Source organism: Alicyclobacillus dauci (assembly GCF_026651605.1).
Taxonomy (GTDB): Bacteria; Bacillota; Bacilli; order Alicyclobacillales; family Alicyclobacillaceae; genus Alicyclobacillus; species Alicyclobacillus dauci.
This window is the reverse complement of sequence record NZ_CP104064.1, coordinates 3,962,711-3,977,032: the sequence shown is the minus strand read 5'-3', so window position 1 is coordinate 3,977,032 and position 14,322 is coordinate 3,962,711. Positions and strand designations below refer to the sequence as shown.

Sequence of the window (14,322 nt, the reverse complement as noted above, 5' to 3'; positions counted from 1 at the left end):
GATGACGGGGAAAAGGGTCATCTAAATTTCGATTATGAATGCCTAGGTTTCGTTGCTTCGGCTGTTACGTAATTAGAGCTTCTTTTGAGGTTTGCTCAATATAGTGTCAGTACGTGCACGAGATGGAGGTATTACTCGATGTCCAGGGGTATGTTGTATGTCAGTGGAATCTCCGTTGGGTTGATTGCTGGGCTTATAGTGGGACTTGGGTTCTTTACGATTGCATCCGTTGACAGGATTCAACCAGAGATAGAAGTCATTCCACTGCTACCTGTTATTTTAATCGCCGTAGGTTGGACGAATTATAGACGCCACTTCGACTGGATGTGGTTTTTCATCTCTTTCCTTCTTGGCGTTGTATTCTTTGAAATGGTGTTTGTATAGACAGGGGGACGGGGGACGAGGCGCTAAAAAAGAGCACGGAACGTACAGAAAAACATAATCCCGGATTTCGACAGTTTTTGAAACGTCGAACAATAATCACCCGCCGTGGTTTTTCCCAAGAAGTAGCCTCATACATGAGCGTTTCGTAGTCGCAATTCCCGCTCGCTCTTTGTAATGCAATGCCATGCGAGATTTTGAGTAAGCGTGGCTAACCGTTTTGTCCATCGTAACTTCACGATGTAATCTTGGTGGTCTTGCTCTAACGTTTGAAATACGCGTTCGCCCGTAAATCCTTTGTCAGTGCGGATTGCGCGAATGTTGCATCCAGAAGGCAGTTGTTCCTTCATGGCGTAATAAAACTCATAAAACCGATCCGCCGTGTGTGCACTTCCTGAACGCAACCCGTCATGGAGGCAACAACCTGTTCCTGAGTCAAAAGCGAAGAGGGGATGAGCTCGCTCGTCCGTTATGGTGCGGATTGAATCCGACAGCCGATTGTTCCTGTTCACCGTGGACGGTCTCCACAGAGGAGTCGATGTCGACGGCAATATCTCGGCTCGACAGGAGACTCGCTAACGTCTGTATTTGTGCATTGCGGATTGCTGACATACCAGCTTGTAATCCGATGCGTCGTAAGTCTTTGTAAAGCAGTGTTGTATCAGGTAGCTTTGGCAAGCCCAATTTAAGACGAAGAAGTGGATCTTGTTCAATATCCTCGAAGTGAAAAATTCGTTCCTGACCTAGCATAGATCGTAGAATCATGGTAAGGGCAATGTCGTCCATTTGGAATTGAGCGTCCTTACGTTTTCGTAAACCATTTACTCAAAAGAACCTGTCGATGCCCGTTTCTAGAACGAAGTCTATGAGTCCAACCGAACCACCAAATGTGGCGTTGATTGTAAGTCAAAGCGAGTATGGATTTTACGGCTTTCCGACGCGGCGATTTTGGTGTAGGGTTCACCTAATAGGTGCTCCTTTCTGGCTTGGATTGTGTTCTGGTCAAACCCAATTAGCCATATACGGAGCGCCTTTTCAATTACTTAGGATATACTACTGCGCAAAAACCGTCGAAATCCGGGTTTATACTAAAATCGATCGACGTAATCAATGTATATGTGTAGTTATGTTCATGGCTTGTTTAACTGTCAAATGGGTAAGGAGGTATTTGTGGTGAGTACAATTGAACAGTCATTTTCCGACAGGAACGACATTAAATTATTGGTTTTGAACGCAATCCCCGTAGCTACATACTTGGTGACTAAGGCAGGTGACATTCTTTTTTATAACCCTGCCGCAGAGCCATATATAAAAAGGCATGGTGCCGTTCTGAAAAGTCCACAGCTATGTTCCATTTTCAAAAATAGTTTAACAACTATCGGTTACGTCGTGCAAATTGATGGAATTGACTATTTAATAAATGCGTCTTCGATTGTACACGACTATTTGGGGATAATCACAGTTGTCACTATTGATGATTCATCGGTGTCACAGCTAATAAATCATCATTTGAATAACTCAAAGGCTATCATTGATGACCTACAGACAATATTTGATAATTCTTACGATGTTCTCTACGTGTCTGATGGTAATGGAATTACTTTGCGAGCGAGTTCTGCTTGTGAAGAATTATGGGGCAAGAAACCTCATGAACTCATTGGTAGAAGTGTCTATGACCTTGAGACTGAAGGAGTATATTATCCTTCAGCAACTCGAATAGTGTTAGAGCGCAAGAAAAAAGTTCAAATTATCCAAAAGACTAAAACTGGTAGACAACTAATGGTCACCAGTACCCCGGTTTTTGATTTATCCGGAAATGTTATTCGTGTTGTGAATGCGTCTCGAGATATTACAGAAATTCAAGAACTTGAAAATGAGATTCAAAACCTACGCGACATTGTCGCTGGATATCAGAATCAATTATCGCAATTGCAGGTTGCAAAGAATGCCAAAGATGGTGAGCTAATTTACCGAAGCAAGCAAATGGAACAAATTATTGCATTGTTGGGACGAATCGCTCAAGTAGACTCAACAGTACTTATAACAGGTGAGTCTGGTGTTGGCAAAGAGGTTATAGCCAATCATATACATGCTTGTAGCTCTAGAGTAGATAATCCATTTATTAAGGTTAATTGTGCAGCTATACCTCAGAGTTTGCTCGAGAGTGAATTGTTTGGCTATGCTCCTGGAACATTCACAGGGGGGCAGAAAAATGGAAAAGCCGGTTTATTTGAATTAGCTAACACTGGAACTATATTTCTTGATGAAATAGGAGATATGCAGTTGGATCTCCAAACGAAAATTTTAAGGGTTCTTCAGGAGAGAGAGGTGACCCGTATTGGGAGCCACCGTTCAATTCCTCTGGACATTCGTTTTATTGTAGCTACAAATCAGGATTTAACTCGAAAGGTCGAGGAAGGCTCATTTCGATTAGATCTTTATTACCGACTGAATGTAATACCCATAAATGTTCCACCTTTAAGAGAACGCCGAGAAGATGTACTTCCTATATTCAACCATTTTTTGCACATGTATATTGAACGTTTTCATCGCCGATCGGTCACACTCTCCCAAGAGGCGTTATCTATAATAGAGTCATACGATTGGCCAGGGAATGTTCGAGAGCTCAAGAACATTGTTGAGCGATTGATGGTTACGACGAATGGAACCGTCATAGATGTCACTGATTTACCAATCAATTTTACTCGAAAACAATCTATGAAACTTCATCAGGAAGATTCTAAGGCTTATCATGCAGTTGAAGTTCACGAATTACTTCCACTTAAAGATGCTACTGATTGTGTAGAAAAGCAGCTTATAGAACTAGCATCACGTAACGCAAGGACTTTGTCGGACATCGCGACTTTATTGAAAGTAAACCAATCGACAATATCGAGAAAGGTACAAAAATACAACATGAATATCTAGTTGCAGGGGTTATGCAAAATGGCATAACGCAATGCGTTTTTGCAAAATGGGCATTTTGTGATGTATGCGCCTTCTCTATTAGGTTGCTTTAAAAGTGAATTTTGAACCAAATGTATTATCTTTTAGTGTATTATGAGCTGCTTATATAGATTTTTATCCGTTGGCACGATAATTGCTTATATAGAGGTGAGTAAGACTTTGGGGGGATGTCGTCGTACTAGTCCTATATGCTCGGCGTTAAATTTCCTATACGAAAGGGTGTAAGTGATGAGTATTGGTACAAATGAAGTCCAGGTACAGAAGATTCAAAATATACCATTTACACGTGGCCAGGTTACGTACGCATTAATTTGTTCCTTTTTTGCATGGCTTCTATCCGTGTACGACTACATTTTGTTTGGGACATTACTTCCGGTGATAGCACTCAGCTTCCACTGGTCTACCACCAAGAGTTTGCAGATAGCCACATTTGTTTCCATAGGAACCTTTATCATTACTTTTTTAGTTGGGCCGTTAACAGACTACTTTGGACGTAAAAATGCTTTGATGGTTACCACCTTCGGCGCAGCAATAAGCTCAGGACTCACTGGATTCACGATGAGCCCGTGGTACTTAATCGCAATTCGTTCCTTTTCAGGATTAGGCTATTCGGAACAAGCTGTTAATGCAACTTACTTGTCAGAGGTTATGCCTCCTGGTCGTCGGGGTTTTGTTTATTCCTTTGTTCAAGGGGGATGGCCACTCGGAGTTTTACTAGCCTCATTGATGGTAGCTGTACTAGAGCCATCCGTAGGTTGGAGAGGTGTCTTTTGGATAGCTACATTCCCGGCACTAGTTATTGTCGCCTTGTGGACTCGACTAAAAGAATCTCCACGATACCTTCAAGTTAGACAGATTCGAAAACTTCTTAAGACAGGGAGAAATAAAGAAGCAATTGAATTGGCCGCCGAATACAATATTGATTCTGAGAAAATGAACAAAAGCTCAATTCGACAGATGTTTGAACCAGGAATTCGTCGACACTCAATATTCTTATGTCTTGCCTTCCTATTTAACTGGATGGCTGTACAGGTTTTTGCAGTCTTGTCTACGACCGTTCTGGTAAATGGAAAGCACATCTCCTTTTCCAACTCGCTCATTTTGCTCATTTTATCCAATGCGCTGGGTTATGTTGGATATGTTGCCCATGGATTTGTAGGTGACAAAATAGGCAGACGTGCGACGATTATCATTGCCTGGATCGTTGGCTCAATATTCTACGGCATAATGCTATTTGTCGCACAAGGATTTACAGCTGTCATCATTACCTATTCGTTGGGGCTGTTCTTCTTGATTGGATCTGCGTCCGCCTATATGTCTTACTTTAGTGAGTCTTTCCCGACTCGCATGCGTGGCACAGCTACTTCAGTTGTGAATTCCATGGGGCCCATCGGAGCTATTCTCGGTTCGGCAGTATTTGCCGCTGTCTCTGCTAGTGGGACTGTAAGTAATGGGGCTATTGTAGCAGGTGCAATTCCAATGTTAATTTCAGGGTTTTTGATGTTTGGTACACGAGCAATCAAACCGGGTATGAAACTCGAATCCATTTCTCAGTAAATTTTCAAGAGTGTTAACGTAAGGTTTCAGGGGACTGAAGCCCGAAAACATGAGAGGTAGATTAGATTGAATAATTCTGGGCGGGTTCAAATAATAACTACTGGTGGGACAATAGCATCGTTACCCAGAGAAAATGGTGACGTAATTGCAACCCTGAACGGTGATGAATTTATTCGGAGGATGGGTGTAAATGGAAACATAGAAATATCAGAGTCCGTCAAAATCGGAAGTTTTGGTTTTAATTACGAAACCTTGCGTGATGTGGCTCTAGATGTTGTAAACGCTTTATCTTCTCCGGAAGTAGTTGGTGTCGTAGTTACACATGGAACAGATACAATGGAGGAAACTGCATTTTACTTGTCAATTACTACGAGCCATATAAAAAAACCGGTTATTTTAACTGGTGCACAGTTGGATGCCTCCTACATGGCCAGTGACGGGGCGAATAATCTCCGCGATGCCATATGCGCTGCTCAAGTCCCGGCACTTGGAGAAGGTGGCGCACTGATTTCATTCGCAGGATTTCTTTATAACGCAAGGGAAGTCACAAAAATAGATACAACGGCCATCGAGGCATTTGAGTCTTTAAACTGGGGGCCAATAGGTCGTATCGACAAGGACGATGTGTGGATATCCCGAAGGTTATCTACCAAAACATCCATGAAAATAGCTGTTCCATCATCTGTAGCTCTCATTCGCCTAGCTGTGGGTATGACCGGAGAAGAAGTTCGAAAAATGGCACAGGGATATCCTGGAGTAGTACTTCAAGCTTTTGGTCGTGGTAATGCACATCCGTCGGTATCCGATGAAGTTCGGAGATTGGTAGAGAATGGTGTGCCGGTCATTGTAACGAGTCGGTGCATGCGTGGCTCTGTACGTCCGGTATATGGAAATGGGGGTGGGAAAGATTTGGAGCGAGCTGGCGCATGGTTTGCAGGCGACCTCTCAGGAGAAAAAGCCCGTGTATTGCTTGGATTAATGATTTCTAACCAAATACACTGCGACGAGATGATCAAAATTCTAGGTGAATATAGTCATCCTTAAACTCAATGACACCCAATTGAGCCTATTTCGTTCCTCAAGGAACAAAAATAGAACAATAATCTTTTTATGGAGGGATTACGATGTCTAAAAAAGAGATTTTGGTAGGTTATGGCGTTGATGTGGATGCAGTTGCTGGGTGGCTTGGCTCCTACGCGGGTGATGATTCACCGGATGATATATCTCGTGGACTATTCGCTGGCGAGGTAGGGGCACCTCGTCTATTGAACTTGTTTAAAAAGTACAATATCAGGACGACTTGGTTCATCCCTGGTCACTCCATAGAGACTTTTCCAGAGCAAATGAAAATGGTAGTCGATGCTGGCCATGAGATTGGTGCACACGGGTACTCCCATGAGAATCCAATTGCAATGACTAAAAAACAGGAGGAAGATGTCCTCTTGCGCTCATTAGAATTAATTGAAAAATTATCGGGAAAACGTCCAACTGGATATGTTGCACCGTGGTGGGAGTTCTCCAATATCACCAACGAGCTGTTACTAAAACACGGTATAAAGTATGATCACAGTTTGATGCACAATGATTTTACACCGTACTATGTACGCGTTGGCGACAAATGGACAAAAATCGACTATACGAAGGAAGCCAGCGATTGGATGAAACCACTCGAACGAGGAGAGGAAACAAATTTGGTTGAAATTCCAGCCAATTGGTACCTGGATGATTTGCCTCCAATGATGTTTATCAAGAAGTCCCCTAATAGTTTCGGGTTTGTAAGTCCGCGGGACATTGAACAAATGTGGAAAGATCAATTTGACTGGGTGTATCGTGAACACGATTACGCGATTTTCCCAATGACAATTCATCCAGATGTCAGCGGTCGACCACAGGTGTTGTTGATGCATGAGCGACTGATTGAGCATATCAACTCGCATGAAGGTGTACGTTGGGTAACACTTGATGAAATGGCGAGTGATTTCATGAAACGGAAGCCATTTAAACAGGCTTAAATTGCTGTAAAAAAGATCCCCCACGTGTCTCATCGGGGGATCTTGTAGTTAAAGCGGAGGAGAGGGATAGGATGATGAAACTTAATGACAAAGTTGCTGTAATTACAGGTGGGGGTCGTGGTATTGGACGAGGCATAGTACTTAAATTTGCTGAAGAGGGAGCAGATTTAGTGGTTAATGTCTTTAACCAGTCCAGTTCTGAAATAGAAACATTAGAAAAAGATGTTAGGAATTTTGGGAGAAAACTACATGTTGTAGTAGGAGATGTGTCTCTCGACGAAACGGCAGAAGAGATTGTTTCAAGGGCGATTTTGGAGTTTGGAAAAATTGATATCTTAGTTAATAACGCGGGAATTCTTACACAGAGTGAACTCTACAATATGGACGTTGAAATGTGGGATCGGATGATCGCGGTTGATCTTCGAAGTGTCTTTCTTACAACCCGCCACGCTGTACCATACATGATGGAACGTCGTTCGGGACGAATTATTAATATCGCTTCGCAGTTAGGTCAAAAAGGTGGCGTGGGTTTAAGCCATTATGCAGCTGCAAAGGCCGGAGTTATCGGCTTTACAAAATCTATTGCTTTGGAGTTAGGCGGATATGGAATAACAGCAAACTGCATCGCCCCAGGGCCAATCGAAACGGATCTCATATCTGGGCTAGATAGTGAATGGAAACAAAACAAATCGAGAGAACTGGCAATTCCAAGGTTTGGTTCCGTTGCCGAAGTAGCTCCTACGGCTTTGTTCTTGGCGAGTGAACCGGATGGAAATTTGTATACGGGGCAGACGCTTGGGCCAAACTCAGGTGATGTCATGCTTTAATATCTCTACAACGTAAGATAGGTATGATGATATTTTGATATTTTCAAATGGAGTACTTATTTTACAACCCAATTGATGGGGGTGTGGTTATGTGTGTAATGTGCGGTGATCTGATAACACAGGTACACTGGGCAGATAGGATATATTCAGGAAGCGATGAGGCTGAGGTCGTTGTGGGTGACAGTTCTTATCGCGATAATACGCGAACTCGACTACTTCGCGTTCAATTTATCAATAGCCTGGTTTCATTTTATGGACTCTCCGTAGAAAGTTGGAGATCTTCAACGTACGTTATTCGAGATAAAAAAGGGAATTCAAAAATGGCCACAAATCTTGCGGAAGTTTGGAGCCTATCTGAGCAACTTGTTGAACGAAAAATAGATATCCTTGACCCTGAATTTCTTTCCTTTGTTCAACAACGAGGTGAAGTGTAAATGCATATAAACAACAAAACACCGGTTGTCGTCGTTACCGGTTTCTTAGGGAGTGGTAAGACCACATTAATCAAGTCGCTGTCAGAACGTAACGACTTGGAACGTACTGCTCTTATCGTAAACGAATTTGGAGATGTATCAATTGATCACCATCTGCTTAAAAGTGCTCCTGAACAAGTGGCACTAATTGGTGGGGGATGTGTCTGCTGCCAAGTTCGTGAAGACCTCGTACAAAGTTTTCGTAATCTCTTGAATGAATCAGAGGCATCAAACAGCCAAATCAACCGCGTTGTAATTGAAACGTCCGGACTAGCTGACCCCGCGCCTATTGTTTTCACTCTTCTAAGAGATTCGGTCTTACAACATCACTTTTTTGTCGAGCGTATTGTTGTTACGGTCGACGCGTTCAATGGACTTCACACCATTAAAACGCAGCAGGAGTCGCTGAAACAGTTGGCAATTGCTGATACTGTAGTCCTTACAAAAGTTGACCTGGTGGGACCATTCCAACTCGAAACTCTAGAAAAGTCGATAGAGCAACTAGCACCCGATGCAAAAATTGTTCGATCATCCTTTGGTGCAACATCAATGCGTGAATTGATTGAGGAAGAGAACGCTCTGAGGTTCGATAAGAAAAAATATGACAACCTAACACTAAGTTCTGAACATATCAGTAAGACACGTGCTGTTTCAGTTTTATTTAATGAACCTATTAACTGGTCAAATTTTGGCGTTTGGATGAGTATGCTTCTGCATGCTCATGGTCAAGATGTTCTCCGCATTAAAGGAATAATTAATGTTGGAACAGCTGGCCCTGTTTCTTTAAATGGGGTTCAACATATTATTTATCCACCGCAACACCTTAAGGAATGGCCCGATACGAATCGCGAATCTCGAATGACATTGATAGTACGAGAATTAGATACAGCTAGCATATTAAAGTCATTGAATGTATTCTCTCGATACTTTGGAGCAACGCCTGTACTTTCGAGTCGTGAATGATAAGGCTTTCAATTTCGCAAAAACGCTGGTTAAGGCTTTTAAGCCAGTACGAGTAACGGGACAAAACATATTTGTCGATGGTGAAACGACTCATTTGCTATGTGAGTTTAAACGGATTAAAAGGGAGTGGCACAGTGAATCTGACAACCAATAAGAAACATCCTGATCTATTCCAATCAATTCGCCTCGGAAGTGTAGAGCTGTCGAATCGAATTGTACTTGCACCTATGACTCGTACGAGTGCGTCTGAGGACGGGCTGGCTACAGATAGAATGGTAAGATACTATGCCAGGTTTGCGAAGGGTGGATTCGGACTTCTCATTACTGAAGGAATCTATCCAGATGAAGTATATAGTCAAGGGTACTTTAGGCAACCAGGCCTCGCCAATGATAGTCAAGTGTCGGCTTGGAGAAAGGTGACAGAAGCAGTTCATGAAAACGGGGCTCGAATTTTTGCCCAGTTAATGCATGCGGGTGCTATCTCTCAGGGGAATACCCATCAAGACTTTGCCATTGGACCATCGGCTGTACAGCCGAAAGGAACAATGCTTGAAATGTATGGGGGTAGTGGAGCTTTCTCAATTCCAAAGGAGGCAACGAAAGAAAAGATTCGTCAGTTGACACAGGGATTTGTTGACGCTGCGCTCCGTGCTCATCAGGCTGGCTTTGATGGGGTTGAGATTCACGGCGCAAATGGGTATATCCTTGATCAGTTTTTAACGGATTACATGAATCAACGAACGGATGAGTACGGCGGATCCACAGAAAATCGGGTTCGTTTGTTAGTAGAAGTGAGTCAAGCTGTACGTCAAGCGGTTGGTCGTGATTTTGCTGTCGGAATACGTATCTCGCAGGGAAAAGTCAACGATTTTACCCATAGATGGGCAAACGGCGAAAAAGATGCTGAGATCATTTTCAAGAGTTTAGGAAAATCGGGTGTGGATTATATTCATACGACGGAACACTACGCCAATAAGCCCGCTTTTGGTGAAGGTCCAACGTTAGCGGAGCTAGCCAAAAAATACGGAAAGGTAACCGTGATCGCAAACGGGAACATGGACCATCCGGCAGATGCAGAACGCATAATCGTGAGTAAGCAAGCTGATTTGATTGCCTTGGGGAAAGCGGCACTTGCAAACCGAGATTGGCCAAACCGAGTTGCTGAAAATGAAACTTTGGATGTATTTGATGGGTCTGTTTTACAACCGACTGCGGTTGTGAAGGACATCGAGTTATAACCCGGAAGAGTGAGCTTGATCGGGCGTATAAGGAGGAACTTTCGTTGCGAAAATTCTGGCGGTTGTACCAAGCGGGTACAAAGATACAAAAAGTGCCTACGATGATCAATTCCTCAAGATCCTTCAAGAGGGCTACAAGGGTGTCAAGGCCATCGTTCCTCCTCAACTTCAGGTTGATCACACCTGAATCGTGAATTGCAGGATTACGGACCGAAGCGCCTCGCCCCCACCAACAAAAACCACGGATTAGTTGCTCCGTGGTTTTTGCCTTCGTGGCTATTCCGTTAGCTCAGCATAGGTCACAGTTTTGGTAGAAACGGCAGCGGTTTAGGAGCCTGTTGAACCATTCTCCTTGGAAGTTTCGGCGGCTATAGCGGTAATCATATTCATCCAAATATGCCTGAAGATGTTTTCTCTTGATGCCGTGATACGTTCTCAAGATGAATGCTTTAGCGTTCGAAATGGCTCGGTGTACTCATTTCATATGATCCGGTTTTTTATGCGATCAAACTTAATGGTCAACGTACTGCGCGATTCGGACAGTTTTCTTGTAGGCACTGAATCCATCGTTCACAATGGTCACATCCGGGTCCAAAGAGCGCTCGGTGAACTTTAGTGTTTCGCTCTCCACGTTTACAGCAGCCTGCATTTTTAGGTATTTCGGTTTGCCCTGTGGGCTCAGCGCCATCGCCACAAGCACGGGCGTCTTGTTGGTCCCTCGGCCGCGTTTGGGTTCTTCACCGGGACCGCCGAAGTAGGCTTCATCCATTTCTACGATGCCTAACAAAACGTACTGCTCCTCACGTGTATGCATAGCTCGACAGATTTTATGTAGCAGTAGCCATCCGGTTTTGTAGCTGATATCCAGTTCTCGCGCCAGCGCCAATGCAGAGATACCTCGCTTGTCATGGGCAACGAGAAACAATGTCCAAAACCACACCGTCAATGGTGTGCGTGTTTTATGAAATATCGTGTCTGAAGTTAGCGACGCTTGGTACCTGCAGGCGGTACACTGGAACAGTAGGCGGTCAGCAATTTTGTAGTACTGGTTGTGCCCGCATTCAGGGCAACGGAACCCATCCGGCCAGCGCACCGAGAAAAGATGTTGCCGACATGCCTCTTCCGTTCGGAATTTGCGGTTGCAACAGTCGCAGGGTCATATATCGTTGTTTAATCGCTATCACCGCTCCCAGGGATATATACCCATTATCCCGGATTTCGACGGTTTTGTCCTCTTTGAATTGACCCGAATAATTGAAAAGGCGCTCCCCGTAAGGCTAAGATGAGTTTGTCGAGAACACATCTCTAGCATGAAAGGAGCACCTTTAAGGTGAAACAACATAAGCATACACGAAAACACCGCCGCCGGAAAAGCTGTAAAATACATACTCACTTCGACCTCAATTCTGCCACTGCATTTGGCGGGGCGGCAGGACTCATCGATTTCGTCCTCCAAACCGGTATGGATAAGTATTTTTGCACAGAGGAACTTGGCAAACGGAAAGACGCTCAATTCCAAATGGATGACGTTGCTCTTACGTTCGTCCTCGGTACATTGCTGGGTCAGGAACGAATTTTCCACTTCGAGGACATTGAGCATGATCCCCTTCTTATGCTCAAGCTGGATCTGCCGAAGCTGCCAGATACAACGCTGCTGTACAAGGACTTGAAGCGGCTAGGCTCCCCTGTTGGTATGGAGGCGATCCGCTCGGCACAGCGCCTTGTACTCAAGTCGCTACTCCCCAAAGGACATGACATTGTCGTTGACATAGATTCTTCAGTGGAGACGGTGTTTGGAAACCAGGAACAATCTGCTGTAGGGTTCAATCCGCATCATCATGGAAGGGCAAGTTTTCATCCCTTGCTAGCGTTTGAATCGCAGATGGGGTGCTGCATCTATGACGAACTGCGTTCCGGCGACGCTCACACAGCAGAAGGGTTTGCAGCCTTCTATGAGGCGATGAAAAAGCAGTTGCCAACAGGTGTAAACATCCGTGCCATCCGCATGGATAAAGGGTTTACCGGTGAAAAGGTGTTTCAGACACTGGAACAAGACGGGCGAGACTACGTGATCAAACTGAAATGGACGAAGCGACTAGCAGAGCTGGCCCCCAACCTAGCGTGGCATTGTATCACCCAGAGTGATACAGAACACTGCGATGTTGCCTCCCTTATGTACCAGGCAACATCCTGGGAAAAACCTCGGCGAGTTGTCATTGTGCGTCGATTGGACATTGACCCGCAGGAGGTCCTATGTGCGGATTGGTTTTGGGAGTACGAGGCCATAGCCACAACGTTTGACTGGAACGGTGAGGACATATGGCATTTCTACAACCACCGTGGCAACGCTGAGAATCATATCAAAGAAGCCAAATATGGATTCGCCGTTGACCAATTCTCGAGTCAGAATTTCAATACCAACAAAGCGTTGGAAGCTCTGAAGCTGCTGGCATACAACCTGCTCCTGTTATATAAACAAGCAGCGTTGCAACCTGGAGTGCGTCAGTGGACAGTTGGACGGCTCCGGCGGAGACTATTCCTTCTACCCGGAATTTTGGTTCACCATGCACGTCAGTGGACAATTCGTCTGCCCGAGTTCGCACAGCGCCTGTCCACCCAAGTCCTTCAGGTGGCGACATAGTGATTTCCAAGCTGAACTGGCAAAAATGACGGTCCATTATGGGGAGGGGGAAAGTGTGTCCAAAGGTTCAATCCAGGACCACTATGCTATCGTGATCGTTAACATATTTACCTATTAATTGAATTTCCAGCCCTGTCGGGCTGTTAAATGAAAAAACCGTCGAAATCCGGGATTATACCAAACATACGTTCATATGTACCTGGAAGCTGAGCTAATGGAATAGCCATGTTTTATAATTCTATGCCGTTAAACGGATTGTACTTATCGTTTCGTTCTTTCAACGAAGCACCCCATATTGCTAAGTAGCGTTGGGTGATGCTCAGATCAGAGTGACGTAATAATCTTTGAGCGTAAAAACATCCATCCCTGCCATCAAGCAACGATGAGCAAACGTGTGGCGAAAGGTATGACTCGACAGACGGACATCTGTGAAATTCATGATGTTTTTAAGGCGCTTAAAGACATTCTTGATTGCGTTTGGAGTTTTACCCTTACCATGGTTGTCAACCAATACATGTTCAGGTAAATAGCCAAACCTTTGCTCTACATGTAGGCGATATTCAGCAAATTCCTGCTTTAGACGGTGTGTCATAGGTAAGGTTCCCCATGATACGTTTTTTACCAAACACTGTGATGGTATCGTGTTCGAAATCAACGTCATGCCAGCGTAAATTGGCTAGTTCTCCAACCCTTATACCTGTACCAAGCAAATGTCCGATGATGGTGGAATCGCGATAGGCATAGAACGTCTTGTCTCGCTGTCTAAGGCTGCGATAGTACAAAAGCATTTGTCGAATGTGGTAATCCGTGAATACGTCAATCTTCACGTCAGTTTTAAATCGAGACATTTTAAGGATGAGATTGCTTTTTTAGTTGTACAATTCCAATTCCGCTTCTGCATAGTTGAAGAACGCCCGAATGTTAATCAACTTGTGGTTGAGCGTCATGGCACTGTTATCACGTTCCGATTGGCAGTGGAGGAAGTACGTTTTGACCAGGGGGTGTGTTACATGGCCAGTATCTACAACACCATTGTCCAAGCAGAATTGATGAAATTCTCCAAGTGTACGTTGATAACCAGAGATTGTGTGGGGAGATAGGTTTTTGAGTCGACGATCGTCAAGAAAATCTTTAATCGCAAATTTGATCAACAAAAACCACTTGTTTCCTGATTTTTGTCTCAGGAAACAAGTGGTCGTTGTTTAATGTAACCGTGTCTAGCTGCGGCCACACGGTACACTAATTTTATAAATCCCTTGCCAT

15 protein-coding genes and 1 pseudogene are annotated in these 14,322 nt (G+C 44.1%); 9 read left to right on the top strand and 7 right to left on the bottom strand.

Annotated features, from left to right (window positions below; all coding sequences use genetic code 11):
* The first annotated feature begins 138 nt into the window (after positions 1-138).
* Positions 139-384, top strand: coding sequence for a hypothetical protein (locus tag NZD86_RS19975; RefSeq protein WP_268043811.1), 246 nt, complete (start codon positions 139-141; stop codon positions 382-384).
* A 128-nt stretch (positions 385-512) separates the two neighbouring features.
* Here the strand turns inward: NZD86_RS19975 and NZD86_RS19970 are convergent, their stop codons facing one another.
* Positions 513-785: a transposase gene (locus NZD86_RS19970; RefSeq protein WP_268043810.1), complete on the bottom strand. Its 273-nt coding sequence runs from the start codon at positions 783-785 to the stop codon at positions 513-515.
* A gap of 31 nt (positions 786-816) precedes the next feature.
* The gene (locus NZD86_RS19965; RefSeq protein ID WP_268043809.1) at positions 817-1,167 is read right to left on the bottom strand and encodes a hypothetical protein; all 351 of its coding nucleotides are present in this window, start codon (positions 1,165-1,167) and stop codon (positions 817-819) included.
* A 387-nt stretch (positions 1,168-1,554) separates the two neighbouring features.
* Here NZD86_RS19965 and NZD86_RS19960 point away from each other — a divergent pair, with 387 nt between their 5' ends.
* The 7 genes from NZD86_RS19960 to NZD86_RS19930 all read left to right on the top strand — a co-directional run bounded on the left by NZD86_RS19960 (position 1,555) and on the right by NZD86_RS19930 (position 10,418).
* On the top strand, positions 1,555-3,309 hold the full coding sequence (locus tag NZD86_RS19960) for a sigma-54 interaction domain-containing protein (protein ID WP_268043807.1): 1,755 nt from the start codon (positions 1,555-1,557) through the stop codon (positions 3,307-3,309).
* Between the two features lie 267 nt (positions 3,310-3,576).
* Positions 3,577-4,905 (top strand): MFS transporter, encoded by a 1,329-nt coding sequence (locus tag NZD86_RS19955; protein ID WP_268043806.1) that lies wholly within the window; start codon positions 3,577-3,579, stop codon positions 4,903-4,905.
* 66 nt (positions 4,906-4,971) lie between these two features.
* Positions 4,972-5,949 carry an asparaginase gene (locus tag NZD86_RS19950; RefSeq protein WP_268043805.1) on the top strand — a complete coding sequence of 326 codons (978 nt, stop codon included), beginning with the start codon at positions 4,972-4,974 and terminating at the stop codon, positions 5,947-5,949.
* Between the two features lie 80 nt (positions 5,950-6,029).
* Positions 6,030-6,917 carry a polysaccharide deacetylase family protein gene (locus tag NZD86_RS19945; protein WP_268043804.1) on the top strand — a complete coding sequence of 296 codons (888 nt, stop codon included), beginning with the start codon at positions 6,030-6,032 and terminating at the stop codon, positions 6,915-6,917.
* Positions 6,918-6,988: 71 nt separating this feature from the next.
* The gene (locus NZD86_RS19940; protein ID WP_268043803.1) at positions 6,989-7,744 is read left to right on the top strand and encodes an SDR family NAD(P)-dependent oxidoreductase; all 756 of its coding nucleotides are present in this window, start codon (positions 6,989-6,991) and stop codon (positions 7,742-7,744) included.
* Between the two features lie 434 nt (positions 7,745-8,178).
* Positions 8,179-9,180: a CobW family GTP-binding protein gene (locus tag NZD86_RS19935; RefSeq protein ID WP_268043802.1), complete on the top strand. Its 1,002-nt coding sequence runs from the start codon at positions 8,179-8,181 to the stop codon at positions 9,178-9,180.
* Between the two features lie 134 nt (positions 9,181-9,314).
* A complete protein-coding gene (locus NZD86_RS19930; RefSeq protein WP_268043801.1) occupies positions 9,315-10,418 on the top strand; it encodes an NADH:flavin oxidoreductase in 1,104 nt (367 codons plus the stop codon).
* 289 nt (positions 10,419-10,707) lie between these two features.
* On the opposite strand, the pseudogene NZD86_RS19925 reads toward NZD86_RS19930, so the two are convergent.
* Together NZD86_RS19925 and NZD86_RS24835 are read right to left on the bottom strand one after the other, a co-directional pair.
* Positions 10,708-11,511: pseudogene (locus tag NZD86_RS19925) on the bottom strand (IS1595 family transposase).
* Positions 11,480-11,602, bottom strand: coding sequence for a hypothetical protein (locus tag NZD86_RS24835; RefSeq protein WP_407655272.1), 123 nt, complete (start codon positions 11,600-11,602; stop codon positions 11,480-11,482). Before NZD86_RS24835 ends, NZD86_RS19925 begins: the two are co-directional and overlap by 32 nt.
* Positions 11,603-11,748: 146 nt before the next feature.
* Between NZD86_RS24835 and NZD86_RS19920 the strand changes: the two genes are divergently transcribed.
* Entirely contained in the window at positions 11,749-13,059 is a 1,311-nt protein-coding gene (locus NZD86_RS19920; protein WP_268042986.1) for an IS1380 family transposase, read from the top strand.
* 319 nt (positions 13,060-13,378) lie between these two features.
* On the opposite strand, the gene NZD86_RS19915 is transcribed toward NZD86_RS19920, so the two are convergent.
* From NZD86_RS19915 to NZD86_RS19905, 3 genes are read right to left on the bottom strand one after another with little or no spacing between them, the layout of a single operon-like run.
* On the bottom strand, positions 13,379-13,651 hold the full coding sequence (locus tag NZD86_RS19915; protein WP_268043800.1) for a tyrosine-type recombinase/integrase: 273 nt from the start codon (positions 13,649-13,651) through the stop codon (positions 13,379-13,381).
* Complete coding sequence (locus tag NZD86_RS19910) at positions 13,620-13,907, bottom strand: tyrosine-type recombinase/integrase (protein WP_268043799.1); 288 nt, start codon at positions 13,905-13,907, stop codon at positions 13,620-13,622. Before NZD86_RS19910 ends, NZD86_RS19915 begins: the two co-directional genes overlap by 32 nt.
* A 21-nt stretch (positions 13,908-13,928) precedes the next feature.
* Positions 13,929-14,210 carry a site-specific integrase gene (locus NZD86_RS19905; protein ID WP_268046970.1) on the bottom strand — a complete coding sequence of 94 codons (282 nt, stop codon included), beginning with the start codon at positions 14,208-14,210 and terminating at the stop codon, positions 13,929-13,931.
* Positions 14,211-14,322: the final 112 nt, after the last annotated feature.